Consider the following 26,363-nt stretch of genomic DNA (forward strand, 5'->3'; position numbering starts at 1 on the left):
TCATACCTAACGTAAATCAATAATAAGAATGCTCACCACGTTGGTGATCCGTCACATCACGTACTGCAGTCAATTCACCGGCAAAACGTTGCAACAGTTCTTTCTCGATACCTTCTTTTAAGGTTAAATCGACTTGTGAACAACCGTTACAGCCACCACCAAATTGCAATACAGCAATGCCATCATCCGTCAGTTCTACTACTGAAACACGGCCGCCGTGGTTGGCTAATTGCGGGTTAATTTCCGCATCTATAACGTATTGCACTTTTTCCTTCAGCGAAGCGTCGTCGTTCACCTTACGCACTTTGGCGTTTGGCGCTTTTAACGTCAGCTGAGAACCCATCTGATCGGTGACAAAATCGATTTCGGCGTCGACTAAAAATGGTTTGCTTTCCGCATCCACTATCGCCATAAAGCCTTCAAATGGCAGTTCTAAATCTGTGCTTTCTACCGCGTCGGCAGGGCAGTAGGACACGCCACATTCCGCAGAAACAGTGCCCGGGTTGACCACGAAGACACGGATATGAGTGCCGGCGGCCTGTTTTTCCAGCAGCTTACGAAAATGGCTCTGCGCCTGTTCAGAAATGGTGATCATCGGTAGTACCTGACTAAATTACTAGGTTAATGGCTATGATACTCTGACTTCCTGTGCCTTGCCAGCCCCGCTTGTCGGGCCGGACTTTTTATTGCTAAGGTAGCGGCCAGAAAGGGAGAATAACAATGTACAAAATAACAACTATCATCAGTGCCTTAGTATTGGGGTTCAGTAGCCAGTTCTCAATGGCAGCGCCACAAAGCCCGGAACAATTTTTTGGTTACCCTGTCGGCGAGTGGCATTTACGCCATGATCAAATTCAAATGTATTTCCAGCAACTGGCCGCAGGCTCAGATAAAGCTCAGCTGGAGATTATTGGTCATAGCCATGAACAAAAACCTTTATTGCAGCTGATCATCTCATCTCCGGACAACTTAAAAAAGCTGGAACAAATTCGCTTACAGCACCTGACCCAGCTGTCGACAGGCACTGAACTGGCGGATGATTTACCGCTGATCGTCTGGTTAGGTTATGGCGTGCATGGTAATGAATCCAGTGGCCCTAATGCTTCGGTGCAGGTAGCTCATCATTTACTGACCAGCACCGATGCTGAAGTACAAAACTGGCTAAAAAACACCATTATCCTGATCCAGCCGAGTTTGAACCCTGATGGTTTAGAGCGTTTTGCCACCTGGGCCAATATGCACAAAGGCCAATCACCAGTTGCCGACCCACAAAGCCGCGAACATATTGAACCCTGGCCTAATGGTCGTCCTAACCATTATTGGTTTGACTTAAACCGTGATTGGCTGCCGTTAGAGCATCCGGAAAGTCGTGCCCGTATCGCTCAGTTTTATAAATGGCGTCCTGCTGTGTTGGGCGATTTTCATGAAATGGGCCCAAACAGTACCTTCTTTTTTCAGCCCGGTATTCCAACCCGTACTTACCCTTTAACACCAACCGCCAATCAACAATTGACGGCTAAAATTGCCGATTACCATGCCGCAGCGTTGGATAAAAAAGGCCGCTTGTATTACACCGAAGAAAGTTTTGACGATTTTTATGTAGGTAAAGGCTCAACTTACCCAGACGTAAACGCCAGCGTGGGGATTTTGTTTGAGCAAGCCAGCAGCCGTGGTCATCTGCAGGACAGCATTAATGGGCCTTTGCCTTTTAGCAAAACTGTGGAAAATCAGTATATTGCTTCGTTATCGACCCTTCGTGGTTCAGTAGCGCAGAAAAATGCGCTGCAAAGTTATCAGAAAGCTTTTGTGCTGGAATCAGAGCGGCTGGCCGCCGATGATGCCACTCAGGGTTATGTGGTTGCTGAGGCTGCGGATAAAACCCGCTTAGAAGCACTGCTGGCGTTATTAAAACAACATCAGATCAAAGCTTACCCCATCAATGAAAGGTGGCAGCATAAAGGCCAGACTTACCAAAAAGGTCAGGCTTATTATATTCCACTGCAACAGCCACAGTATCTGCTGTTAAAAGCCGCATTCAGCACTCAGACCAACTTTCAGGACAATACCTTTTACGACGTATCGGCCTGGACCTTACCTTATGCCTTTAATATTGAATTTAGCACTGTAGGCCGTAAACCTTCTGGAGTTGCTGAAGAGCAATGGTCGCCGCAGCCTGAATCTGTGTTGATGCCATCGGCCGGTGCTTATGCTTATGCCTTTGATTGGGCCGATCAAAAGGCGCCTTTGCTCACTCAGGCGCTGTTAGAGCAAGGTGTAGTATTACGAGCTGCCAGTAAGCCTTTTTTTGCCAAAACTGCTGACGGAGAACAAGCTTTTAGTGCCGGAGCTATCGTCATTGCCGCAGGTTTACAGCAACACAACAATTGGTTTGAACGTTTAGGTAAAGCTCAGCAACAAGCAGGTTTAGCTATCACAGCCCTTACTTCGGGTTTGACCGCCAAGGGCCAGGATTTAGGCAGCAATGGTTTTGTGCCTGTGACCAAGCCGAATGTGTTGCTGGTGGCAGGCCCTGATGTCAATTCCACTGAGGCCGGCGAAGTTTGGTTTAATCTGGAAAAACTGGCGGGGGTATCACCAAGTTTGATCGAACCTCAGCGTTTAGGTCGGGTCGATTTGTCCCGCTACACTCACATTATTTTGCCGGATGGCAGTTACAACAGCTTGCAACAAAAAGAGCAGCAACAGCTGAATGACTGGGTGAAAAAAGGCGGTGTGTTGTGGGGCCATAAAGGTGGTGCAGCATTTTTGGTGCGCTCCGGTTTGCTGAAAGCCAAAGCCTGGAACTCTGCAGACATGAGCATGCTGATTGCCGATCAAGGTTTAAGTTACGCCGATAAAGAAAGTCTGGCAGGTCAGCGCCGTATTGCCGGAGCTATTTATCAGACTCAACTGGATTTAAGTCATCCTTTAACTTTTGGTCTGTCGACTAAAAATCTGCCAGTTTTTAAAAATGGCACCTTCTTATTGGCGCCTAGTGAAGAGCCTTTTATCAACGTGGCTTTGTACACAGATAAACCTCAACTGGCGGGTTATACAGCTCCTGAATACGTCAGTCGTATCGCTGAAGGCGCGGCCTTAGTGGCACATAATCATGGCGAAGGCCGTGTGATTGGCATGACAGATAACCCTGTGTTCCGCGGCTATTTTGTTGGCTCCAGCCGCTTACTGATCAATGCGCTGTATTTTGGCAAAATGTTTAGCGCCGAATCCTCTGATGGCGAAGGCGAAGAAGCCAACGAAGACGAAGCACACTAAAATGCCCTGGTGATGGCCAGAGTCCAGACGCTAACGGTCTGGACTCCTTTGGCTTTCAGCAAAGAGCTTAGATAATCCAGAGTGGCCCCTGTGGTGATCACGTCGTCCACCAAAGTCACATGAGCAGGTAGGGGGCGTTCCTGTAGTTGAATTTTTCCTTTCAAATTCGCCAGCCGTTCTTTGCGGTTCAGTCCAACCTGATGGGGCACTAAATCCGGGCTTTGAAACAAACTGACACAAGGTTTTTGCCAGGCTTTGGCTAGCTGAAGTGCCAGTAGCTTTGCCTGATTAAAGCCTCTTTCCTGCAACCTTTTGTTGGATACAGGTGTATAGCTGATGCAGTCCGGCAATGGCCCGCCTTGTTGTTGATAAAGCGCAGCGCGCTGATACAGCAGCTGGCATAACAATTCTCCTGCAGCGTGATGGTGCTGGAATTTCCACTGGCTGATCCAATGCCGGTAAGGTTGTCTGTACCAACTTAAACTGTAAAGACTGTCAAATTTGGTGCGGGTTAAGCCTTGAGCTACTTGTGGCAACAGCAACGCATTGTGTTCAACCCAGCTTAAATCCAGGCTGGGTAAATGCGCCTGGCAAAAATCACAAAGCTGGGCCTGCGGCTGCTGCACCTGCATCTGACACCAGAGGCAGCAGTTCGGCGCCAGTTTATGCACCAGTTGCTGCAACAAAGTCGCTTGCATCTGCATCCCTGCTTTGATAAAAGGCCAGACATAACAACAAGTATGGTCGAGCGGATGAGCGAACAAATAAAATTTAGCCAAAACCCAGTGGTGTTATTGCATGGCTGGGGTTTAAACCATCAGGTCTGGTCACAGCTGGTGCAGGCATTGCCGGCAGAGTTAGCTATTCATACGCCTGATTTGCCTGGCTTTGGTTTATCTCCTTGTCCGGTTTCTTATGATATAGATAACGTTTTGGCCCAACTGGCTGAACAAATTCCGGATCAAAGCACAGTGATAGGTTGGTCTTTAGGGGGTTTATTAGCCATAGCCTTAGCCAGCCGTTATCCCGATAAAGTGAAAAAACTGGGTTTAATTGCCAGTTCACCCTGTTTTATGGCCAAAGAGAACTGGCCTGGTATGGAAAGCAGAGTAATGCAGCAATTCGCTGGGCAATTGCAGCAGGATTTGGCTTTAACAGTGGAGCGTTTTCTGGCGATTCAGGCGATGGGCAGCAGCACAGCGCGGCAGGATATTAAACTATTAAAACAAGCAGTTTTGAGTTTAGCTTTGCCTTCAGCCACTGCTTTACAAGGTGGACTAGAGTTATTGGCGACATTGGATTTGCGGCAAGAATTTGCCTCATTGCGGCAGCCGGTATTTGCCATCCTGGGGCGTTTAGACTCATTGGTTCCTGTTGCTATAGCACCTTTATTACAAAAATTACGCCCAAATCTGCACGTCGAGATACTGCAAAAAGCCTCGCATGCCCCTTTTATCTCGCATCAGCACGAGTTCATTTCCCTGTTACTGCCACACATATCCGCTTAAATCTTAACTAAATTAGCAAAATCTGCATTTTGACGGCAAATAGTTGCCGTCAGGCTTTCGTTTTGCCGCGAAATGGCTAATAATTATCCAGTTAAATTACTCTGTTCAATTAGTCAACGAGGTCATGATGGAAATCAGTTCAGCCTTTACGAGCGGTTTTCAGGGCTTTCAGCGTGCATCTGACGCTGTGACTGAAGCGACCGTAAATATAAATCAGCAAACTGCTCAAAGCAGTAATCAGCGTGCACTGGAAACTCCGGTTGAGCCAAGTACTGGCTCATCAATAGAGCAAAGTCTGGTCACATTAGCGAATGAACAAATTAACGCTGAAGCCAATATGAAGACGGTAAAAACTGCCGACGAAATGCTGGGTTCTATTATTGATTTAAGGGTGTAAACAGGCTTTATGTTACTGACTTCGAATTACCCAAATGTGCCATTGCACACTGGTAATCCGGCCATGGATATGGCCCGGCGCGATAACCTGCGCCGTGAAGTTATTGAACCTGTTGCAGCCATGGAACGCTCCGCTGCTGAAAAAGGCCTGATGGCCGACGAAAAAAGCCGCAACGGCAACAGTTCTACTCCAACCACTTATGAAGATGTGAAAACTAAAGGTCTGGAATACCGTCAGGCTGTAGTTGAGAAAGACCCGCAATCTGGTTCTGAGCAAGAAAAACAAAGTTCTTCAGAGCCGGAAAAAGACGACCCGCAGCAACAAAAAGAAGAACAAGCTGAAAAACAACGTATTGCCGAATTAAAAGCCCGTGATCAGGAAGTCAAAGTTCACGAGCAGGCTCATGCAGCCATAGGTGGGCAGTATGCCGGTGCTCCAAGCTACGAATACGAAACAGGTCCTGACGGTCAGCAATACGCGACTGGTGGTGAAGTTCGTATCGATGTGTCTGAAGTGCCAAATGACCCACGGGCTACTATTCAAAAAATGCAGCAAGTCAAAGCAGCTGCTTTGGCGCCAGCTGAACCTTCAAGCGCAGATCGCTCAGTAGCAGCTCAGGCAAGTCGTACTTTAATGGAAGCCCAGGCCGATTTGGCAGCTGAAATTGCGCAGATGGCGACAGCAAGTCCGCAGAAAACAACTCAAACTGCTTCTTCTGACGCTGCTGAATGGGAGCCCTACGAAGCGCCTGTGAATAACGAGGCCAATGATTTTGCTCCAGCTGATTTTAAATCTTTGCAACGCGACCCTTTGATGTCTTTGCGCTCTGATGTGATTTCAGGTTTTTACGCCAAAGCAACCCAACCTGCAGATCGGCCTTTATTGCAAATGGCTTAATCAAAATTCAAAAAAATAAAGGCTGGGAATTCCCAGCCTTTATTTTTATCAGAGCCAAGTTACTTTTTAAACTTAGCAAAGGCCTGAGCAAAAGCGTCGCCCATGGCTGCATTTGGAGTTTCAGGAGTTTTTGCTGGTTTCGCTGGTCTGCTCTGATTTGCTCCAGAACCTGAAGAGCGTTGCGTATCTTTTCCTGCACCACCAGCACCTTTCACTGCAGGTTGCTCATCCATGCGCATCGTCAGGGCAATACGTTTACGGTCCAGTTCTACTTCCAGTACCTTCACTTTAACGATATCGCCTGCTTTGACCACTTGATGTGGGTCGGACACAAACTTGTCGGTTAAAGATGAAATATGCACTAAGCCGTCCTGATGCACACCAATATCAACAAAAGCACCAAAGTTGGTGACGTTGGTGACTACACCTTCCAGTAACATACCTGGCTTTAAGTCGGCCATGGTTTCTACGCCGTCTTTAAACACCGCCGTTTTAAACTCAGGGCGTGGGTCACGGCCCGGTTTATCCAGCTCTTTAATCACGTCTTCTACTGTAGGCAAACCAAAATGCTCGTCCACAAAGTCAGCAGGGTACAGACTTTTTAAGAAAGCGCTATTGCCAAGCAATTGCTCTATCGGCTGACCAAATTTCGCCAGAATTTTTTCCACTAAAGGATAAGCTTCAGGGTGAACTGAAGAGGAGTCCAGTGGATCTGAACCTTTATTGATACGCAGGAAACCAGCCGCCTGTTCATAAGCTTTAGGACCTAAACGCGCTACTTTGAGTAAGTCTTTACGTTGCTGGAACCGGCCATGAGTATCACGGTACACCACAATGTTTTGCGCCAGAGTTTTGTTTAAACCCGCGACACGAGACAATAAAGGCACTGAGGCCATATTTAAATCCACACCTACGGCGTTTACACAGTCTTCGACTACAGCGTCCAGAGACTTCGCCAGCAGGCTTTGGTTAACGTCATGCTGATACTGACCCACACCTATAGCTTTAGGCTCAACTTTCACCAGTTCAGCCAGCGGGTCTTGCAAACGGCGGCCTATAGACACAGCGCCACGTAAGGACACATCCAGATCCGGGAATTCCTGTGAAGCCAGTTCTGAAGCCGAGTACACTGAAGCACCTGCTTCTGACACCATGATTTTGCTGATGTTTTGTTCTGGCAGCAGTTTGATTACATCGGCCGCTAACTTGTCGGTTTCGCGCGAAGCCGTACCGTTACCAATAGCGATTAACTCAATTTTATGTTGTTTAGCCAAAGCGGCTAAAGTGCGGACTGACTTATCCCAGTGATTTTGTGGCGCATGCGGGAATATAGTGGTTTGATCCACCAGCTTGCCCGTTTCATCGATAGCCGTCACTTTTACACCAGTACGTAAACCAGGGTCCAGCGCCAGGGTGGCACGCATACCTGCAGGAGCCGCCATCAATAAGTCTTTTAAGTTACGGGCAAACACCTTAATGGCTTCTTCTTCAGCCTGTTCGCGTAGTTCGCCTAATAAATCGTTTTCTAAATGCAGGTGTAACTTCACTTTCCAGGTCCACTGCACAGCGGTACGCAGGAAATCATCGGCAGCGCGGCCTTGCTGGCGCACATCAAAATGATTGGCGATCATTTGCTCACATACAGCATGAGCTGAAGCATCGTCGGCGTCAGGTTGCAATTGCAGATTTAAAATGCCTTCGTTACGGCCACGGAACATAGCCAAAGCTCGGTGTGACGGCACAGTTTTAAAGGATTCTTTGTGTTCAAAATAATCGCGGAACTTAGCGCCTTCCTGCTCTTTGCCTGCCACCATACTGCTTTTGAGCACAGCGTTCTGGCTTAAATGACGACGTAATTTCGCCAGCAAAGCTGCATCTTCAGCAAAACGTTCCATCAGAATGTATTTCACGCCATCCAGCACAGCTTTTGTGTCAGCAAAACCCGCTTCCGCATTGAAGTAGCTGGCAGCTTGTTGTTCAGGCACTAAAGTAGGGTCGTTAAATAAAGCGTCGGCTAAAGGCTCTAAACCTGCTTCAATCGCAATCTGACCTTTGGTGCGGCGTTTGGCTTTGTAAGGTAAATACAAATCTTCTAAACGGGTTTTATTGTCAGCGGCCAATAATTCCTGCTTCAGTTCCGGCGTCAGTTTCCCTTGTTCATCTATGGTTTTGATAATGACCTGACGTCTGTCTTCCAGCTCACGTAAATAAGTTAAGCGTACATCCAGGTTACGCAGCTGGGTATCATCCAGGCCACCTGTCACTTCTTTACGATACCGGGCGATAAAAGGCACAGTAGCGCCTTCATCCATCAGCTGAATAGCTGCAGCAACCTGCTCTGGGCGTGCTGAAATTTCCAGAGCAATTTGTTTAATGATCATAGACATAACTTAAAGCTTCCTTAGCATCTGGCGACCTTACATCAAGTAAAAGCCAGACTGGTTCTTATCAACTGCGGCAATTGTCCACTGTTAAGGCTAAAAAATCCAATAGCAAAACGCTGAAGCGTCCGTACTCTGCACCGAATGGCTAGCTCAACCAGCCCAGCACTTTACGTTTCCACTCTGCATAAGGGGCAAACCGTACAGGTGGTTCAGGCCAGAGCGGACGTTTTAGTACAGACTTCAAATGACTGAACTGCTCAAAACCGGCTTTGCCTGAATACTGGCCCATGCCACTCGGACCCACGCCACCAAAAGGAAGTTCAGACACAGCCATAAACATCAGTACATCGTTAATGCACTGACTGCCACTGCTGATTTGTTCGACCCATTGTTGTTGCTGGGTACTGTTATTACTGAACAAGTACGCAGACAGCGGCTTATCGCGCTTCTGCACAAAACGTACAGCTGCGTCAAAACCACTGATAGAAAGCAGAGGCAGTACAGGTCCAAAAATTTCCTCTGTCATCAGACGGCTATCGAGCGGTGGGTCTAACACCAGAGTAGGGCTAAAATACAGCTGTTCTAAATCCGTTACTCCACCACAAAATACGGCCAAGCCATCAAGATACCCCTGCACCCGTTGTAAATGACGTTGGTTGATCATACGACCATAATCCGGGCTGAGCTTAGGATCGCTGCCATATATCTGGTGTAACTGTGCCTTAATTTCTTCAGCCAGAGCCTGGGCTATATCTTTATGCGCCAGGATATAATCAGGTGCTATACAGGTTTGTCCGGCGTTCAGCCATTTGCCCCAGGCAATACGCTGAGCTGTCAGTTTTAAATCTGCACTGCTGTCGACATAAACCGGGCTTTTGCCGCCCAGCTCTAGGGTGACAGGCGTTAAATGTTCAGCAGCGGCGCGCAATACAATTTTGCCGACCTGGCCATTGCCTGTGTACATAATATGATCAAAAGGCAGCTTCAACAGCTCTGTGGTTTCAGGCACACCGCCTTCTATGACAACCACAGCCTCTTTATCTAAATACAAAGGCAGCAGACGAGCCATAATGGCTGATGTAGCAGGCGCCAATTCAGAGGGTTTCACCACAGCGCAGTTACCTGCTGATAACACAGCAACTAAAGGCGCTAAGGCCAGCTGCAGTGGGTAATTCCAGGCGCTGATAATAAGCACAGACCCATAAGGTTCTGGCTGAATAAAAGCCATAGAAGGAAAAGTGCGAAGTCCGGTGCCAACCCTGCGAGGTCTGGCCCAACTCTTTAGCTTTTTCAGACAGTGTTTAATGTCGGTATGCAGGTAATTAATTTCACTCAACAGTGCTTCAAAGGCTGGTTTTCCCAAGTCTTGTTGTAAGGCTTGTAACAGCTCATTTTCATGCGTACTCAATAACAACTGAAGCTGTTTCAGTTGCTGTTTACGCCAGTTCAGATCTTTGGTCACGCCGCTGGCAAAATACTGCTGTTGTTGGTCCAATATTTGCTGATACATAACACACCTTAGCTTTTGGCTTGTGGATACCATATTTTGTTAATCCACCATTCTTTCATTCCGGTGGGGGTGGGTACTTGCACTTCATCATCTACTTGTTTTTTGATCAAAGCACGGGCCATAGGTGCATCTATCGAAATGTAATCATTGCGGCCATAAATTTCATCAGGCCCAACAATACGAAAAGTCAGCTGTTCACCTTCGCTGTTTTCAATGGCTACCCAAGCGCCAAAAAACACCTGACCATCCTGTTGGGGAGCATAATCTACGACTTTAATTACTTCGAGACGCTTTCTTAAGTATCTGATCCGTCTATCAATTTCACGTAAAAGCTGTTTGTTGTACTTGTAGTCCGCATTCTCTGATCTATCGCCGAGGCTGGCCGCCCAAGCCACTTTAGCTGTGGTATCAGGACGTTTTTCCCGCCATAAATGGTTTAATTCCTGTTGCAAGGCTTCATAACCTTCGCGGGTGACTAACTCTGTTTTACTCATGGTATCCGGTGATTGATTTGAAAAAGAAAGAACACTGTTCTGGTCTGACTTTATAACCATTTCACAGCGAAGTGGAAAGAGAAGGCTATGATTTTCAACAGATAACTCATATGCTTAAAAAATCCCATTTTCTTTTGTGACGAAATAAAAGATTAAAAACGTATATTAATTATGCATTTACGATTGATTTGAAAAATAATTCAAAATATTTATTCACTGTCATTTAGATGTAACAAAAATATGTTAGGCGAATTTGGTTGGGCCAACTATAGTGAAAATGTGCTTAACAAAGGAGGCCAACAATGAAAGCAAAATTAACAGGTCTGATAGTCCTTGCTACGGCTCTTGTGATGACAGGGTGCAGCTCAGCGCCGGATTACGCTTATGTGATTGATCAGAAGACCTTAGAGAAACAGGAAAACTCTACACGACTGAGTGCTCATACCGGTCATGTGGTTTGGATGAATCCGCCGCTGCGTAAAGTAGAGAAGGTGCAACCTGAATAAGTTGACTGAACAGAACCAGACAAACTTTGTAACAACTGAACCCGGCGCATGCCCTCCATGCTCCGGGTTTTTCGTTTATAGTGCTATTCACTTTGCGGAGGGATTTGTATGCTCGGACAAGAAACAACAAAAATTTTAGTAGTAGACGATGACATGAGATTACGTTCTTTATTAGAACGTTATCTGGTGGAACAAGGTTATATTGTCCGTACCTCCGCCAACTTTGAACAGATGCAGCGTTTAATGGAACGCGAAAATTTCCATCTGGTGGTGCTGGATCTGATGCTGCCTGGCGAAGATGGTTTATCCATTTGCCGTAAACTGCGCCAACAGGAAAATGAAATTCCTATCATTATGTTGACCGCCAAAGGCGACGAAGTGGACCGTATTATTGGTCTGGAAATGGGCGCTGACGATTACCTGCCTAAACCTTTTAACCCTCGTGAATTGTTAGCCCGTATTCGCGCTGTATTACGTCGTAAATCAAAAGAATTACCTGGTGCGCCTGCAGTGGAAGAAAGTCAGGTGAAGTTTGGTCCTTTTGTTTTTAATCTGGCAACCCGCGAAATGCGTAAAGGCGAAGAACTGATGCCTTTAACCAGCGGTGAATTTGCGGTACTGAAAGTGCTGGTGACTCATGCCCGTGAACCTTTGTCGCGTGACAAGTTAATGAATATGGCGAGAGGCCGTGATTATTCAGCGATGGAGCGTAGCATAGATGTTCAGGTGTCCCGTTTGCGCCGTATGCTGGAAGACGACCCGACTAACCCGCGTTATATTCAAACCGTTTGGGGTTTGGGTTATGTCTTTGTGCCTGATGGTGCAGTCAGCTAAATGCGTTTGTTTCCGCGCAGCGCTTTTGGTCAGACCGTCTTTCTGATTGGTATTTTATTGCTAATTAATCAGCTGGTATCGTATTTGTCTGTGGTTTATTACGTGATTAAACCCAGCTATCAGCAAATTAACCATCTGATCGCCAAGCAAATTAAAGTTGTTTTTATCGACGTGGAGCACAGTGATGTGCTGCTGTCAGAAGAGCTGACCAAAAGATTCCAGCAAGCTACTGGCATTGAGGTGTATACCGATGCCACAGCGCCTTTAAATGGCTTAAACGATGCCAGTTATTACCCCTATTTTTCCGAGGAGATGTCGCAGGAGCTGGGCGGGCCTGCTGAAGTCCGTATTGCGCAAAATAATAGCTATGCGTTCTGGATCAAACCACCACAAGCGCCGCAGTATTGGGTAAAAGTGCCATTAACCGGCCTGGATGAAACCGACTTTTCGCCGCTGAAGATTTATGTCTTTGTTATAGGTTTTTTAAGTGTGGCCGGTGGTTGGTTATTTGCGCGCCAGCTCAACAGACCTTTGCAAGGTTTACAGCAGGCCGCACTGAAAGTAGGGCGTGGCGAAATGCCAGACCCTTTACCTGAACATGGTTCCACAGAAATAGTTGCTGTGACTCAGGCTTTTAACCGTATGGCTAAAGGCATCAGTCAACTGGAGAAAGACCGGGCTTTGTTAATGGCAGGTGTGTCGCATGATTTGCGTACCCCTTTAACCCGTATCCGGCTAGCCAGTGAAATGGTCAGTGAGCAGGACAGTTGGATTAAAGATGGTATTGTCAGTGACATCGAAGATATGAATGCCATTATCGACCAGTTTATTGACTACATTCGTCATCACAAAGAAGAGGCGCTGGATGAAGAAGATTTAAACCTGTTGGTGCAGGAGCAAATCAGCGCGGACAGGCTACAAAAACGCGAAATTAATGCCAGCCTTTGCGAGCCGTTACCGCTGGTGCCGCTGCGTCGTATTGCGATTAAACGGGTGCTGAATAACCTGATCGAAAATGCACTGAAGTATTCAGATGGGGTTATTGAAGTCAGCACTGGTGTGGAGCGCGCCAGCCGTAAAGTCTATGTGCAGGTGCGGGATCATGGCCCTGGAATTCCTGAGCATGAAATGCAGCGTATGTTTGAGCCTTTTGCTCAGGGCGATACAGCCCGTGGCAGTGGTGGTTCAGGTTTAGGTTTGGCTATCATTAAAAAGATTGTTGATATGCACCATGGTCAAATCAGTATGCATAACCATGCTTATGGCGGATTAGTGGTGACTGTGTATTTGCCTTTGACCAAAACGGCATAAAAAAAGGCTCCCAATGCGGAGCCTTTTCAATTAAATCAATATCAAAAAAACATTAAGCTACTTTTGGACCTGCGTTGCGAATCGCATCAGATACATCGTATTTCTTAAAGTTATTAGCAAACTCAGCGGCCAGTTTGCTGGCGTACTGATCGTAAGCGGCTTTGTCAGTCCAGGTATCTCTTGGGTTCAGCAAGTTGCTGTCCACACCAGTTACCTTTAACGGCACATTCAGATTTAATTCTGCTAAATGTACAGTTTCAGCAGTCGCCAATTCACCAGAGACTATAGCGTCGATAATGCCGCGGGTGGTTGGGATATCAAAACGCTTACCCACACCATGTGGACCGCCGGTCCAGCCTGTGTTGACTAAATACACTTTGCTGCCAAATTCACGTACACGTTTGATCAAAAGCTCAGCGTACACACCAGCTGGGCGTGGGAAAAACGGTGCACCAAAACAAGTGGAGAAGGTTGATTCAATAGCGGAAGTTGAACCAATCTCCGTTGAACCTACTTTGGCTGTGTAACCACTTAAGAAGTGATAAGCAGCGGCTTCTTCTGACAGGATAGAAACTGGTGGTAATACACCACTGACATCACAGGTCAGGAAAACGACGGCTTTAGGTTCACCGGCACGGTTTTCCAGTACACGTTTTTCCACATGAGCTAATGGATAAGCGGCGCGGCTGTTTTGGGTCAGGCTGGCGTCTTTGTAATCCGGCGTGCGGTTAGCATCTAACACCACGTTTTCCAGAATGGTGCCGAAGCGGATCGCATCCCAAATCACAGGTTCGTTTTTCTTCGACAGGTCGATACATTTAGCGTAGCAACCGCCTTCAATGTTAAACACTGAGTTAGGTGCCCAGCCGTGTTCGTCATCACCAATCAGGAAACGTTTAGGGTCGGCAGACAAAGTTGTTTTGCCTGTGCCTGATAAACCGAAGAATAAGGTGGTGTCGCCTGCTTCACCTACGTTGGCCGAACAGTGCATAGGTAATACACCTTTGGCTGGCAACAGGAAGTTTTGTACTGAGAACATGGCTTTTTTCATTTCGCCGGCATAACGCATGCCCGCTAATAACACTTTGCGCTCGGCAAAGTTAATCATCACAGTACCATCACTGTTGGTGCCGTCACGCTCTGGGTCACATTCAAACGAAGGCACGTTCAGAATTTGCCAGGTCTCTTTGCCCGCTTTGTTCCAGTGTGCTGAAGTGATAAACAGGTTTTTGGCAAAAATATGTTGCCATGCGGTTTCTGTGGTCACCGTCATCGGAATGTAGTGTTCCGGGTCTGCACCTACTTCAAGGTGAGAGACAAAATGTTCTTTGGTCGCAATAAAGTCGTTGACACGAGCCCAAAGCGCAGAAAATTTCACCGGATCAAAGGGACGGTTGACATTGCCCCATTGGATATCCTGCTCTGTGCTGGCTTCTTTGACAATAAAGCGATCTGTAGGTGAGCGACCAGTTCTATGACCGGTTTTAACCACCAAAGCGCCGTTGTCCGCTAATACACCTTCATTACGACGAATAGCGTGTTCAACTAAATCGGCCACTGTTAAATCGACATGGCGAGTGATTGTAGAGGTCATTGTAGGGTGACTCCTTGAGGTACGTAAGTCGGTAAATTTATGGTTTTTAATAGGGTTCGGGCCGATTGTACTTCATTTGGATGGCCAAAACATCCAGAGATAGTGGGTTTTGTCGGAAATTTAGTGGAAAAATGAAAACTTACAGGGTGGGTTACATGATTGTTTGGCCGCTTGAGAGAGCAATATCAGCTCGCTCTCTCAAGGGAGTAATGCTTAAAACTTATTCAATAATAAGGATAATTCAGCACTGTCGAATTGATAAGTGCTATTGCAGTAGTCACAACTGATCTCCAGTTTGCCTTCGGCTATATGCTCTTCAATGATCGATTTACCTAAACTGATAATGGCTGATTCACATTTTTCCCGCGAGCAACCACAAACAAAACGTATAGGCTGTGGTGCAAACAGCTCCACTTCTTCGTCGTGATACAAGCGATGTAGCATTTGCTCTGTTGGCAAATTCAGCAATTCTTCAGAGGTGATGGTGTCTGTCACTATCACTAAATCACTGAAATCCTGTTTGGCTTTTTCAGGGTCAACCGGCAACACCTGTAACAACAAACCTGCAGCCCGGCTTTTACCTTCGGTCAGATCAGTAAATAAATACAAACGGGTCGGCAGTTGCTCCGACTGAGCAAAATACGCTTCTAAAGTGTCAGTCAGGCTATTGCCTGTTAGTGGAATAATGCCCTGATAACGCTCACCTTGTTTTGGTGTAATAGTCACCAGCATATAACCTTCACCAATCAGATCACGAAAACCTGTGGCACCAATTTCGGCTTGCAGACGGGCTACACCCCGAAACTCTTGTTCTGCTGTGCCATTGACTGCGGCAAAACGCACCGGACCATCGCCCTGCAATTGCACAGCAATATCTCCGTCCAGCTTTAAGGTGGCCGTCAGCAAACTGGTGGCTACCACCAATTCAGCCAGTAATTGTTTCACCGGATAAGGGTAATCATGGTTTTGCAGCATTTGCTGCAAACTGTCGGAGGCGTAAGCGATTTCGCCACGCACATCACGTTCATTAAACAAAAAACGTACTAACACATCTTGATTCATAACAGTACCTTAGGATTGCTGCGCTTTAATCAGCAGCAACTGACGACGCATTTTTTTGTCAGGTTTGGTTTCCGGGTGAGGCGCAAACAGCAAATTCATTTTGCGCAATTCAGCTCTTTCCAGTTTGAGCTTCATGCTCTCTTCTGTTTCCTGATACAGAGCCTGAGCCAATGGTGCAGCCAGTCTTTTGTCAGACAATGCCTGCACTATCACAGTTCGTTCGTCCGTGCCTTGAGTCAGTTTTATCGTCGCTCCGACTTCAACCGCTCTGCTGGCTTTGCAACGTTGGCCATTATAATGAACTTTTCCGCCTTCGATCATGTCTTTTGCCAGCGCTCTGGTTTTATAAAAGCGACAAGCCCACAGCCATTTATCTAAACGCAATATAACTGTGGTAGGCTGGTTTACCGATTTATCCATGCCTGTTCTCCGCTGCAAGTGAACATAAAGTATAGTCCCGGGCTCTGTCTAAAGTCAGAGGCTTAGGAATTCTGATATGTAGGCTTGTTGAGGACAAAACAACTGGGTAAGATGCAATGAGTGTTGTAACAGAATTATTAAGAATGAATTGGCTCGCTTCCACCAGACCCGCCATTGAATGGCTGACCCGTTTGCCGCAACAACGCCTGAATTTCTGGCTGACCGGAATTTTTGTGCTGCTGTTTTGTTGGTTATTGGCAAAACTAAGTTGGCAACTGTTACCAACACTGCAAGTAGAACCTATTAGTGCTGCGGTGACAGCTTCTGGTCCTGGTGCGCCGGATCTGAAGTCTTTATTGGCCGCCAGCTTATTCGGCAAAGCCTCAGAAACTGTGGACGCAGCTCCTGTTGCTGTGCCTTCTTCAGCACCCAAAACTACTTTGAATGTCAAATTGACAGGTGTGGTATCTATTGCTGGCAAACCTGAACAAGGCTCGGCGGTCATAGAAAGTCAGGGAACTGAACAAACTTATGGTGTAGAGGATAAAATTGAAGGCACCAGCGCCAGTTTAAGTCAGGTGTTTGAGGACAGAGTGTTGCTGAAAGTGTCCTCCCGCTTTGAGACCCTGATGCTGGATGGTATCGAATATCAGCAAATGGCTGCTGAAAATGGTGGTTTGCAGGAAGTGGATTACCAGCCTCAGTCTGAGCCTATGATGGAAGGGCCTCAGCCTGCACTTGAAGAATTAGCGGATGTACGCAAAGAAATGATGTCGGAACCTATGAAGTTTTTCGACTATATTCGTGCTTCGCCGCAATACCGTAACGGTCAGCTTTATGGTTACCGTGTGACGCCTGGTAAAGATCCTGAATTATTTGAACGCATGGGTTTAAAAGCTAACGATGTAGCCGTTGAAATTAACGGTACTGCGTTAAATGATATGCAGCAGGCCATGATGGTTATGAATGAATTACGTGAAGCAACTCAGGCTTCTATTAAGGTTGAACGTGATGGCCAGACCAGAGACATAGTCTTTAGTCTGTCACAATAATAATTAATTAAGATGGTTAAACTCTAATGAAGTCAGTGACATCTTCTCGTGTGCAAATTTCCCGTTGGTTTGGTTTGGGCGCTATCGCGCTGCTGAGTTTTTTTGCAACTGCAACTGAATATCAGCCGAACTTTAAAGGCACAGATATCAACGAATTTATTAATATTGTTGGTAAAAATCTGAATAAAACCATCATTGTTGATCCGCAGGTGCGTGGCCGTATTAATGTGCGTAGCTACGAAATGCTGAACGAAAAACAGTATTACCAGTTTTTCTTAAACGTACTGGAAGTCTATGACTTTTCAGTCGTTGAAATGAAAAGTGGTGTGCTGAAAGTGGTGCGGCAAAAAGATGCTAAAACTTCTAACATCCCTGTGGTCAGTGACAATGCCGGTGCTTTGGGTGACGAAATGGTTACCCGTGTGGTACAGGTGAAAAACGTCTCAGTCCGTGAATTAGCTCCGTTATTGCGCCAGTTTGTCGATCAAAGCGGTGGCGGCAGTGTGGTGAACTACGACCCGTCCAACGTCATTATGATGACAGGCCAGGCCGAGACAGTGAACCGTTTGGTTGACATTATTTCCCGTGTCGATAAAGCCGGTGACCAGGATCTGGAAGTTATCAAGTTAAGTTACGCTTCGTCCGCCGAAGTGGTACGTATTCTGGAAAATATCTATAAAAATCAGGGTAAATCTGAACAGCCTGAATTTTTGATTCCAAAAATTGTGGCGGATGAGCGTACCAACAGTGTGATTGTCAGTGGTGAACGTCAGGCGCGTGAGCGTGTTGTGGCTTTGGTGCAGCGTTTGGATGCTGAACTGGAAAGCCAGGGCAATACCCGGGTTTACTACCTGAAATACGCCAAAGCCGAAGATTTAGTTAAAGTATTACAGGGCGTCAGCGCCACTATAGCTGCAGAAACTCAGGGCGCAGCGACTCAGGCTCAAGGTGCCCGAACTGCTGGTAAAGGCCGTGATGTCAGTATTGAAGCTCATGCCGAAAGTAACTCTTTGGTGATTACCGCTCAGCCGGACGTATTACGTTCACTGGAAGATGTGATTCGGCAGGTGGATATCCGTCGTGCTCAGGTGCTGGTGGAAGCCATTATTGTTGAAGTAGCTGATAACTCAGGTGCCAACTTAGGGGTGCAATGGATTAGTGCTCAAGGTGGGTTAACTCAGTTTAATAACGGCGTCGTACCTATCAGCCAGATTGCCGCTGGTGCTGCAGCGGCTAGACCAACCCCAGGCTCCACTGTTGATACAGAGACAGGAACAACCGTAAATCCGGAAATGCCAGGTGACTACACTGCCTTGGGTGAAGCCATTGGTGGCGTCACAGGTATGATGCTGGGCGTAGTGAAAAACGATTGGGGCGCTATTTTACAGGCTGTGACCAGTGACAGTAATTCGAATATTCTGGCCACACCGTCCCTGACTACGCTGGATAATCAGGAATCCTCTTTTATTGTCGGTGAAGAAGTACCTATTAAAACCACCACCAGCCCAGGTTCAGGTGGCACCAATCCTTTTACCACTTTAGATCGGATAGAAGTGGGTATTAAGCTGAAAGTAACACCTCAGATTAACGAAGGTAATGCGGTTAAACTCACCATAGAGCAAGAAGTATCGGGCCGTAACGGTGATATTGAAGGCAACCCTATCATAGCTAAAAGGGAAATTAAAACCACTGTCCTTGCTGACAATGGCGCTACCGTAGTGCTGGGTGGTTTAATTGATGAAGATGTGCAACAAAGCGAATCTAAAGTTCCAATACTAGGTGATATACCGGTATTAGGGGCCTTGTTCCGTTCTACCTCTTCAACTAAACGTAAACGTAACCTGATGATTTTTATCAAGCCTACCATTATGCGTGACGATGGTTTGCTAAGTGAAGTCAGCCAGCGTAAATACAACTATGTACGAGCGGAGCAGCTGGCTCAGGGCGAAAAAGGTATTCATCTGATGCCTGGCGCTGAAACACCGGCTATGCCTGAATTTGATGAAACCTTAATTATTCCGCCAACTTTTGATGAATATTTGCAGAAAAAAGAAGCTCAGGACAAAGGGGCTATTACACCGGCAGCAAAACCTGCAGAGCAGGGGAATAACTAATGTCTGCTGTTGATCTGAATGACATGCAGCCAGTAGCAGCCAAAGTGCGGTTACCTTTTGGTTTTGCTAAACGTTTTGGTGTCTTGTTGCAGGCTCAGGCAGATGGCTGGCTGTTGTATGTGAATCCACAAACTCCACCAGCTGCGTTGCTGGAAGTGCGGCGTTTATTATCAGCGCCTTTTAAAGTGCAGAAACTGCAACAAACTGAATTTGATGCGTTATTGGAAGCCTCTTATCAGCGGGATTCGTCCGAAGCCCAGCAAATCATGCAGGACATTGGTAACGAAGTCGATTTAGCCTCTTTGGCTGATGAAATTCCTGAAACCGAAGATTTATTAGAAAACGAAGACGATGCGCCGATCATTAAACTGATCAATGCCATGCTTGGCGAAGCGATCAAGTTGGGTGCTTCAGATATTCACGTCGAAACCTTTGAAAAAAATCTGGTGGTGCGTTTTCGCGTCGATGGCGTGTTAAGGGAAGTATTAAAACCTAACCGTAAGTTATCCAGTTTATTGGTATCCCGTATCAAAGTAATGGCCAAGCTGGACATAGCCGAAAAACGAGTGCCACAAGATGGCCGTATCAGTTTACGTATTGCCGGCCGTGCTGTGGATGTTCGGGTGTCAACCATGCCATCCAGCCATGGCGAACGGGTTGTTATGCGTTTACTCGACAAAAATAACTCGCATCTGGATTTAAATAAGCTGGGTATGACACCGGCTATACAACAAAACTTTTCTCAGCAAATTTTAAAACCTCACGGCATTATTCTGGTCACAGGCCCTACAGGTTCGGGTAAAAGTACCACCTTGTATGCTGGTCTGACAGAGATCAATACCAAAGACCGTAATATTCTGACGGTAGAAGATCCTGTTGAATACGAGCTGGAAGGTATAGGCCAGACGCAGGTCAATACCAAGGTGAATATGACATTCGCCCGTGGCTTGCGCGCCATTTTACGTCAGGATCCTGATGTGGTGATGGTGGGTGAAATCCGTGATTTAGAAACGGCACAAATTGCAGTGCAGGCCAGTTTAACCGGCCACTTAGTCTTAAGTACTCTGCACACTAATACCGCCTCTGGTGCTATTACCCGTCTGGAAGATATGGGGGTTGAACCCTTTTTATTATCGTCCAGTTTATTGGGGGTATTGGCGCAGCGTCTGGTGCGAACTTTATGTGTGCACTGTAAACAAGCCCATGAACCAGACAAAGAAGAACGGGCTTTACTTGGCGTTACAAAAAAAGACGGAACACTGATTTATCGTGCTGTAGGCTGTGAGCATTGTAATCAGACGGGGTACCGTGGCCGAACCGGTATTCATGAATTGCTGGTGGTTGACGAGCATACCCGTGAACTGATCCATAACGGCAAAGGCGAGCAGTCGATTGAAAAATACATTCGTACTCAAAGCCCGAGCATCCGCCAGGACGGTTTCAGCAAAGTATTAACGGGTGAAACCACGCTGGAAGAAGTATTGCGTGTGACCCGAGAGGATCTGTAGTGCCAGCTTTTGAATACCAGGCCATGGACGCCAAAGGGCGTCGTAGTAAAGGTGTACTGGAAGCCGATAATGCCCGTCAGGCCCGCCAGCTATTGCGTGAGCAAAAACTGACGCCTCTGAGTTTAGAGCTGGCTTCGCGTCAGGAAAAACTGCTGGCGTCCGGTAAAAAGTGGTTCCAATCCGGTATCAGTGCCAGTGAATTAGCGCTGATCACTCGCCAGATGTCGACCTTGATTGAAGCAGGTTTGCCGATAGAAAGTGCTTTGCTTGCTGTATCAGAACAATGTGACAAAGCCCGTTTGCAAAGCATGATGATGTCAGTGCGCTCCAAAGTGGTGGAAGGTTATAGCCTGGCTGAAGGTTTAGCCGAGTTTCCTTATGTGTTTGATCACTTGTTTACGTCTATGGTGGCTGCAGGTGAAAAGTCAGGCCATTTGGACGCGGTATTAAACCGGTTAGCGGATTACACTGAACAACGCCAGCATATGCGTAGCCAGATTATGCAGGCACTGCTTTACCCTGCCATTCTGACCTTTTTTGCTATAGCAGTGATTAGTATTTTGCTGGCTGCTGTAGTGCCACAAATCGTTGGTCAGTTTGAACATATGGGGCAAAGCTTGCCTGGTTCTACTTTGTTTTTGATCGCGGCCAGTGATTTCTTACGTTCCTACGGCCTGCTTGTGGTGCTGGCCATTTTTCTGGCTATTGCTGCCTTTAAAAGGGCGCTGAAAAAGCCGGCCTTTAAATTGAAAATAGACACCCGACAATTAAAGCTGGGCTTGATTGGTAAAGTCAGCCGTGGTCTAAACACAGCCCGTTTTGCCCGTACTTTAAGTATTCTGAACGCCAGTGCTGTGCCTTTGCTGGAAGCTATGCGTATCAGTGCTGATGTGCTGGATAACAGTTACATGCGTCAGTCTATTGCCGAGGCCACTTTGAAGGTTCGTGAGGGTTCTTCACTGAAAAACGCCCTGGAGCAAACTAAATTATTCCCGCCAATGATGCTGCATATGATTGCCTCTGGCGAAAAAAGTGGTCAGTTGGATGGCATGTTAGAGCGTGCCGCCAATACGCAGGACAGGGAATTTGAAACCCTGGTCACTGTCTCACTGAAAGTATTTGAACCTGTTTTAGTTGCCGTGATGGCTGGCATAGTTTTATTTATTGTAATGGCGATTCTGCAGCCTATTTTGGCATTAAACAATTTAGTCGGAGGTTAAAAAATGCAACAACAAAAAGGTTTTACCTTGTTAGAAGTGATGGTTGTTATTGTTATTTTGGGTGTTATCGCCAGTATGGTAGTGCCTAACTTAATGGGCAATCAGGAAAAAGCGGCCAAACAAAAAGTGGTGGTGGATATTCAGCAGCTGGAAAATGCGCTGGATTTATACAAGCTGGACAACGGCTTTTATCCAACCACAGAACAAGGCTTACAAGCTTTAGTTACCCAGCCAACGTCAGAGCCTATGCCACGTTCTTTCCCTGAAGGTGGTTTTATCAAGCGCCTGCAAAAAGACCCATGGGACAACGATTATTTGTTAGTTAGTCCAGGTGAGATGGGCCGCATTGACGTGTATTCAATGGGACCAGACCGTGTAGCTGGCACGGATGATGACATAGGCAACTGGAATCTGGATGCGCCGGAAGCGCAGCAAAACTAAGGTATGAAACACCACCGCGGTTTTACATTGCTGGAAATCATGTTAGTGATGCTATTGCTTGGCTTGATGGCATCCTACGTGGTGGTGAACTTTGTCAGTGAATCCAGAACAGCCCGTATTCAGAAAGAAACCGATCGGTTGCAGCAACTGGTGCAGGTGATCTCTGAGACTGCCATTTTAAAGCAGCAGGATTTTGGCTTAGTCCTGAACGACAAGGGCTATCAGTTTTTGGTGCATGATGGTCAGAAATGGCTGGAAGTGGGTGAACCTAAGTTTATGCAATTCCATCCCTGGCCAGAATCTGTGCAGGCAGAGCTTGAGCTGGAAGGCTTAAGCTGGGCAGAAGACAGCATTTTAGGTCAGGAAGAATTCCGTAAACTGCAGGAAGAATTGCTGGAACAGCAGGAAGAAGCGGCCGAAGAAGAAGAGAAAAAAGCAGACAAAGACGGAAAACCTAAAGGACCGGCAAAAAGTCGGGAAAAACCTTTGTTGCCCAACATCTATATTTTATCGTCCGGCGACATCAGCCCGTTTCAACTGGTGTTGGCGGATGAAACTGAGCAGCCTTTTTGGTATCAGGTGCTCAAAGGTGAATACAGTATTCCACTGACTAAATCTGAAGTGGAAAACGACAGACCATGAAAAGCAAAGGTTTTACCCTGATTGAGTTGCTGATTGCTATGGCCGTGTTTGCCACTGCTGGTGCTGCAGTGATGAAAACAGCGTCTGAGCATATGAACTCTATTTCTCATCTGGAAAACATGACCTTTGCTTCATATATCGCGGAAAATCAGCTGAATGCGGTTTTTCTGGAGAAAACCTGGCCATTAAAAAGCGAACAAAAGACTGTTGAATTTGCTAACCGCAGCTGGTTATGGCAACAGGAAATCCAAAAAACTGCAGATGCGAATTTCAGTGCTGTAGTGGTGAAAGTCAGTCTGGCAGATAACCCGGAAAAAGTGGTGTATCAGTTACAAACCTTTGTAGGTAAACCTGATGCTGAACGTTAAAGCTGGCCGTGGTTTTACTTTTATTGAAATGTTGCTGGCGATGGCGATTTTTGCTTTAGTTGGGCTAGCTTCAGCCAGCGTGTTATCCAGTGTGACAGAGTCTGATGCTGCATCCCAAAAAGCGGCAGAACGTCTGGCACAAATACAACGATTTTTCCTGATTTTAGAGCGGGATCTGGCGCAAATAAGTGCACGTCAAATTCGGGTAGAAGGTGAAGACCCGGTCAAATCCCCTTTGCTTGGCGATAAGCTGATGCTGGAAAGCGAAGAGGGAGGTTTTGCTTTTGTCCACAGTGGCTGGCGTAACCCGGGTATGGTATTACCGCGTAGCGAAATCCAGGCTGTTGGCTATCGTTTTCGTGAAGGTAAAATTGAGCGACTCTTTAGTTTGTTCCCGGATGCTGTGACCGGCAGTGAGCCTAAAGTGCAGCCTTTGCTGGACAAGGTCACTGGTTTTAAAGTGGAATTTTTAAAAGACGAAGAGTGGCTGGAAACCTGGAATGACGAGAAGTTACCCAAAGCTATCCGTTTAACCATAGTGCATGAACAGTTAGGTGAAATGCAGCGTTTTTACACCTTAATGAACGGATTAACCTGATGCGTCGTCAGTCTGGTGTGGCATTAGTAGTCGTCATGATGATTGTCGCTTTGGTGGTGGTCATCGCTGTCGGCATGAGCGGCCGTTTGCAGTTGCAGTTGCAACGACAGTTGAATTTACAGCAACAACAACAAGCTTACTGGTACGGCATAGCAGCAGAACAAGCTAGTATTCAGTTGCTGAAAAGCACAGTAGCGGGTAAAGAGACGGTGAATTTGTCACAGGACTGGGCGCAGTTGGGTGCTACTTTTCCGGTCGATAATGGCAGTATTACCGGCAAGCTGATTGATTTACAAAGCTGCTTTAACTTAAATAATTTACAGCGACCTGCGGATCAGCAGCAGGTGGGGGCTGGTCAGACGGCCAGCCAAAAAGCCTTTCAGCGTCTGCTGGAATTAAAGGCGACAGATTTGTCGATGCCAGCTGAGTACTTAACAGCCCGGGTCAGCGACTGGCTGGATGCGGATAGTTTGTTGCAAACTGCCGGGGGGGCTGAACAGGACGACTATGCAGGGTTGCAGATGCCGTTTTATACGGCCAATAGTTTGATGGGTTCAACCTCCGAATTACGGGTGATGCTGGATTTAACTCCTGCGGATTACGAGTTGGTTAGACCCTGGGTTTGTGTGATCCCTAAAGTCAGTACCAGTAAACTGAATATTAATACGATCCCAGCGGAAAACGCGGCCTTATTATCGGCTTATATTCCTGAATTAGATGAAGGCGCAGCCTCAGATTTAATAGGCAGCAGACCAGAAGAAGGTTTTGCCACTCTGGATGAAGTCTGGGCCAGCCCACAATTGGCAAGTATCAGCGTCACGGACGAGGTCAAAGCCATGATGGCAATAAATTCGAATTATTTTTTGCTCGAAACCACAGTCACTTATATGGACACAGTTTTTAATCTGGCGTCTGTGCTGGTGATTGACGAGCAACAAAAAGTAAAAGTGATAGCGCGGCGGTTTGGAGGCCAGTGGTGAACGAACAATTAATAATAAGACTGGGCAGTCAGCCACAGCAGCCAATCAGTTGGTTGGTTTGGTCCGCCGTCAATCAAGAGATTATAGCTTCAGGTCAACTGGCCTCTGCCGATGACTTGTCTGCTTTGTCTAAGCGTTTAGGTCGTCGTCCTGTGGTGGCTTTAGTGCCAGCAGCTGATGTGGTGTTAAGTGAAGTATTATTGCCATCTAAACCAAACCGGCAAATTATTCAGGCCTTGCCTTATATGCTTGAAGAAGAGCATGCCGAAGATATAGAACAGCTATATCTGGCTTTAGGCCAATGCCAGCAGCGTGGTAAAGAATATTGGCAGCAAGTGGCTTTATGTAAAAAGCTTCAGTTGGAACAATGGGTAGGGTCATTAGTAGTTGCAGGTTTCCAGCCAACACAGCTGTTGCCTGATGCTTTGTTATTGCCTTTACATCAGGATGGTGCTTCGGCCATAGAGCTGGCTGGGCAATGGTTATTACGTCAGGGTCAATGGCAGGCGTCCAGTATTGAACCTGGTTGGTGGGCGGACTTTTTAAGTCTGGCGAATATTGAATTGATCCATAGCTACAGTCCGTGGCCAACAGAAATACTGCAAAACGTGCAAGCTGCTGAGCCTGAACTACCTCTGGCGTTGTTGGCGCAGCAACTGCCGGAACAACGTTTTAGTTTATTACAGGGCCAATACGCACCCAAAAAGGCGCGTAACAAAGTCTGGTCTGTATGGCAAAGCTCGATAGCTTTGGGTGCGGCTTGCCTGGCTTTATATCTGATCTCTTTAGCCTTTGGGGTATGGCAACAAGGACAATTGTTGCAGCAACAAAGGGCAGAACTGGTGGCTTTGTATAAAAGCCGGTTCCCGGCTGAATCTACCCGCGATATTTCGCGTCAATTGGCCCGTAAGTTACAAGGCTCGGGCACTGGTCAGGATGCCAGTTTGTTTAGCTTGTTGAATGATTTACAACAGGAGCTGGCAGCGACGACTAACGTGCGTTTAGATAATTTGAAGTATGACCAGAAAACCAGTGAGCTGAGGTTTCAGGCTGAAGCCGACAGCTTCCAGCGCTTTGATAACTTAAAAACAAGGCTGGAGCAAAAAGGCTTTGAAGTGAAACAAGGGGCATTAAGTAACGAAGGTGGCAAAGTGCAAGGCACTGTCGCGATGAAGGTGAAAGCATGAACCATGGGCAGGACAGACAATTTGCACAGCTGAAGGCTGCCAGTCAGGATGCGGTACATG

General features: G+C 46.8%; 25 protein-coding genes. 17 read left to right on the forward strand and 8 right to left on the reverse strand.

Features of this window, described 5'->3' with window-relative positions:
- Positions 1-16: 16 nt before the first annotated feature.
- Positions 17-595 (reverse strand): Fe-S biogenesis protein NfuA, encoded by a 579-nt coding sequence (gene nfuA / locus OM978_RS00780; protein ID WP_233009884.1) that lies wholly within the window; start codon positions 593-595, stop codon positions 17-19.
- Positions 596-720: 125 nt separating this feature from the next.
- On the opposite strand from nfuA, the gene OM978_RS00785 reads away from it, so the two are divergent.
- Positions 721-3,276 carry a M14 family zinc carboxypeptidase gene (locus tag OM978_RS00785; protein ID WP_264344694.1) on the forward strand — a complete coding sequence of 852 codons (2,556 nt, stop codon included), beginning with the start codon at positions 721-723 and terminating at the stop codon, positions 3,274-3,276.
- Here OM978_RS00785 and OM978_RS00790 read toward each other — a convergent pair.
- Positions 3,273-3,974, reverse strand: coding sequence for a ComF family protein (locus OM978_RS00790; protein WP_264344696.1), 702 nt, complete (start codon positions 3,972-3,974; stop codon positions 3,273-3,275). The two genes, OM978_RS00785 and OM978_RS00790, sit on opposite strands and share 4 nt — an antisense overlap.
- Before the next feature lie 54 nt (positions 3,975-4,028).
- On the opposite strand from OM978_RS00790, the gene bioH reads away from it, so the two are divergent.
- The 3 genes from bioH (at position 4,029) to OM978_RS00805 (ending at position 6,078) form a co-directional block, all read left to right on the forward strand.
- Complete coding sequence (bioH, locus tag OM978_RS00795; protein WP_264344697.1) at positions 4,029-4,784, forward strand: pimeloyl-ACP methyl ester esterase BioH; 756 nt, start codon at positions 4,029-4,031, stop codon at positions 4,782-4,784.
- A gap of 124 nt (positions 4,785-4,908) precedes the next feature.
- Positions 4,909-5,181, forward strand: a complete 273-nt coding sequence (locus tag OM978_RS00800; protein WP_264344700.1) for an excinuclease ATPase subunit — start codon at positions 4,909-4,911, stop codon at positions 5,179-5,181.
- A 9-nt stretch (positions 5,182-5,190) separates the two neighbouring features.
- Positions 5,191-6,078: a putative metalloprotease CJM1_0395 family protein gene (locus tag OM978_RS00805; protein ID WP_264344702.1), complete on the forward strand. Its 888-nt coding sequence runs from the start codon at positions 5,191-5,193 to the stop codon at positions 6,076-6,078.
- A 59-nt stretch (positions 6,079-6,137) separates the two neighbouring features.
- Here OM978_RS00805 and OM978_RS00810 read toward each other — a convergent pair whose 3' ends face one another.
- The 3 genes from OM978_RS00810 to greB all read right to left on the reverse strand — a co-directional run bounded on the left by OM978_RS00810 (position 6,138) and on the right by greB (position 10,466).
- Positions 6,138-8,465 (reverse strand): Tex family protein, encoded by a 2,328-nt coding sequence (locus OM978_RS00810; RefSeq protein ID WP_264344704.1) that lies wholly within the window; start codon positions 8,463-8,465, stop codon positions 6,138-6,140.
- Positions 8,466-8,607: 142 nt separating this feature from the next.
- Positions 8,608-9,972: an aldehyde dehydrogenase family protein gene (locus OM978_RS00815; RefSeq protein ID WP_264344706.1), complete on the reverse strand. Its 1,365-nt coding sequence runs from the start codon at positions 9,970-9,972 to the stop codon at positions 8,608-8,610.
- 8 nt (positions 9,973-9,980) lie between these two features.
- Entirely contained in the window at positions 9,981-10,466 is a 486-nt protein-coding gene (gene greB, locus OM978_RS00820) for a transcription elongation factor GreB (RefSeq protein WP_264344707.1), read from the reverse strand.
- Positions 10,467-10,768: 302 nt separating this feature from the next.
- On the opposite strand from greB, the gene OM978_RS00825 reads away from it, so the two are divergent.
- The 3 genes from OM978_RS00825 to envZ all read left to right on the forward strand — a co-directional run bounded on the left by OM978_RS00825 (position 10,769) and on the right by envZ (position 13,117).
- Positions 10,769-10,972 carry a hypothetical protein gene (locus OM978_RS00825; RefSeq protein WP_233079598.1) on the forward strand — a complete coding sequence of 68 codons (204 nt, stop codon included), beginning with the start codon at positions 10,769-10,771 and terminating at the stop codon, positions 10,970-10,972.
- Between the two features lie 108 nt (positions 10,973-11,080).
- Positions 11,081-11,806, forward strand: a complete 726-nt coding sequence (gene ompR / locus OM978_RS00830) for a two-component system response regulator OmpR (RefSeq protein ID WP_053423316.1) — start codon at positions 11,081-11,083, stop codon at positions 11,804-11,806.
- A complete protein-coding gene (gene envZ / locus OM978_RS00835; protein ID WP_264344714.1) occupies positions 11,807-13,117 on the forward strand; it encodes a two-component system sensor histidine kinase EnvZ in 1,311 nt (436 codons plus the stop codon).
- Positions 13,118-13,169: 52 nt separating this feature from the next.
- Here envZ and OM978_RS00840 read toward each other — a convergent pair whose 3' ends face one another.
- From OM978_RS00840 to hslR, 3 genes are all read right to left on the reverse strand, one after another.
- On the reverse strand, positions 13,170-14,711 hold the full coding sequence (locus OM978_RS00840) for a phosphoenolpyruvate carboxykinase (RefSeq protein WP_264344716.1): 1,542 nt from the start codon (positions 14,709-14,711) through the stop codon (positions 13,170-13,172).
- A 213-nt stretch (positions 14,712-14,924) separates the two neighbouring features.
- Positions 14,925-15,773: an Hsp33 family molecular chaperone HslO gene (gene hslO, locus OM978_RS00845; RefSeq protein ID WP_264344718.1), complete on the reverse strand. Its 849-nt coding sequence runs from the start codon at positions 15,771-15,773 to the stop codon at positions 14,925-14,927.
- 9 nt (positions 15,774-15,782) lie between these two features.
- Positions 15,783-16,193, reverse strand: coding sequence for a ribosome-associated heat shock protein Hsp15 (gene hslR / locus OM978_RS00850; RefSeq protein WP_264344720.1), 411 nt, complete (start codon positions 16,191-16,193; stop codon positions 15,783-15,785).
- A gap of 116 nt (positions 16,194-16,309) precedes the next feature.
- Here hslR and gspC point away from each other — a divergent pair, with 116 nt between their 5' ends.
- From gspC to gspL, 10 genes are read left to right on the forward strand one after another with little or no spacing between them, the layout of a single operon-like run.
- On the forward strand, positions 16,310-17,245 hold the full coding sequence (gspC, locus tag OM978_RS00855) for a type II secretion system protein GspC (RefSeq protein WP_264344722.1): 936 nt from the start codon (positions 16,310-16,312) through the stop codon (positions 17,243-17,245).
- 26 nt (positions 17,246-17,271) lie between these two features.
- Complete coding sequence (gene gspD, locus OM978_RS00860; protein WP_264344724.1) at positions 17,272-19,359, forward strand: type II secretion system secretin GspD; 2,088 nt, start codon at positions 17,272-17,274, stop codon at positions 19,357-19,359.
- Positions 19,359-20,867, forward strand: a complete 1,509-nt coding sequence (gene gspE / locus OM978_RS00865) for a type II secretion system ATPase GspE (RefSeq protein ID WP_264344726.1) — start codon at positions 19,359-19,361, stop codon at positions 20,865-20,867. The genes gspD and gspE overlap by 1 nt, the downstream gene beginning before the upstream one ends.
- On the forward strand, positions 20,867-22,087 hold the full coding sequence (gspF, locus tag OM978_RS00870) for a type II secretion system inner membrane protein GspF (protein ID WP_233009864.1): 1,221 nt from the start codon (positions 20,867-20,869) through the stop codon (positions 22,085-22,087). Before gspE ends, gspF begins: the two co-directional genes overlap by 1 nt.
- Before the next feature lie 3 nt (positions 22,088-22,090).
- Positions 22,091-22,528 (forward strand): type II secretion system major pseudopilin GspG, encoded by a 438-nt coding sequence (gene gspG, locus OM978_RS00875; RefSeq protein WP_233009863.1) that lies wholly within the window; start codon positions 22,091-22,093, stop codon positions 22,526-22,528.
- Positions 22,529-22,531: 3 nt separating this feature from the next.
- Positions 22,532-23,170, forward strand: a complete 639-nt coding sequence (gene gspH / locus OM978_RS00880) for a type II secretion system minor pseudopilin GspH (RefSeq protein ID WP_264344730.1) — start codon at positions 22,532-22,534, stop codon at positions 23,168-23,170.
- Positions 23,167-23,538: a type II secretion system minor pseudopilin GspI gene (gspI, locus tag OM978_RS00885; RefSeq protein WP_264344732.1), complete on the forward strand. Its 372-nt coding sequence runs from the start codon at positions 23,167-23,169 to the stop codon at positions 23,536-23,538. Before gspH ends, gspI begins: the two co-directional genes overlap by 4 nt.
- Complete coding sequence (gene gspJ / locus OM978_RS00890; RefSeq protein WP_264344735.1) at positions 23,525-24,136, forward strand: type II secretion system minor pseudopilin GspJ; 612 nt, start codon at positions 23,525-23,527, stop codon at positions 24,134-24,136. The genes gspI and gspJ overlap by 14 nt, the downstream gene beginning before the upstream one ends.
- Complete coding sequence (gene gspK / locus OM978_RS00895; protein WP_264344737.1) at positions 24,136-25,116, forward strand: type II secretion system minor pseudopilin GspK; 981 nt, start codon at positions 24,136-24,138, stop codon at positions 25,114-25,116. Before gspJ ends, gspK begins: the two co-directional genes overlap by 1 nt.
- Entirely contained in the window at positions 25,113-26,303 is a 1,191-nt protein-coding gene (gspL, locus tag OM978_RS00900; protein ID WP_264344739.1) for a type II secretion system protein GspL, read from the forward strand. The genes gspK and gspL overlap by 4 nt, the downstream gene beginning before the upstream one ends.
- Positions 26,304-26,363: the final 60 nt, after the last annotated feature.

Source organism: Rheinheimera sp. MM224 (assembly GCF_947090785.1).
Classification (GTDB): Bacteria; Pseudomonadota; Gammaproteobacteria; order Enterobacterales; family Alteromonadaceae; genus Pararheinheimera.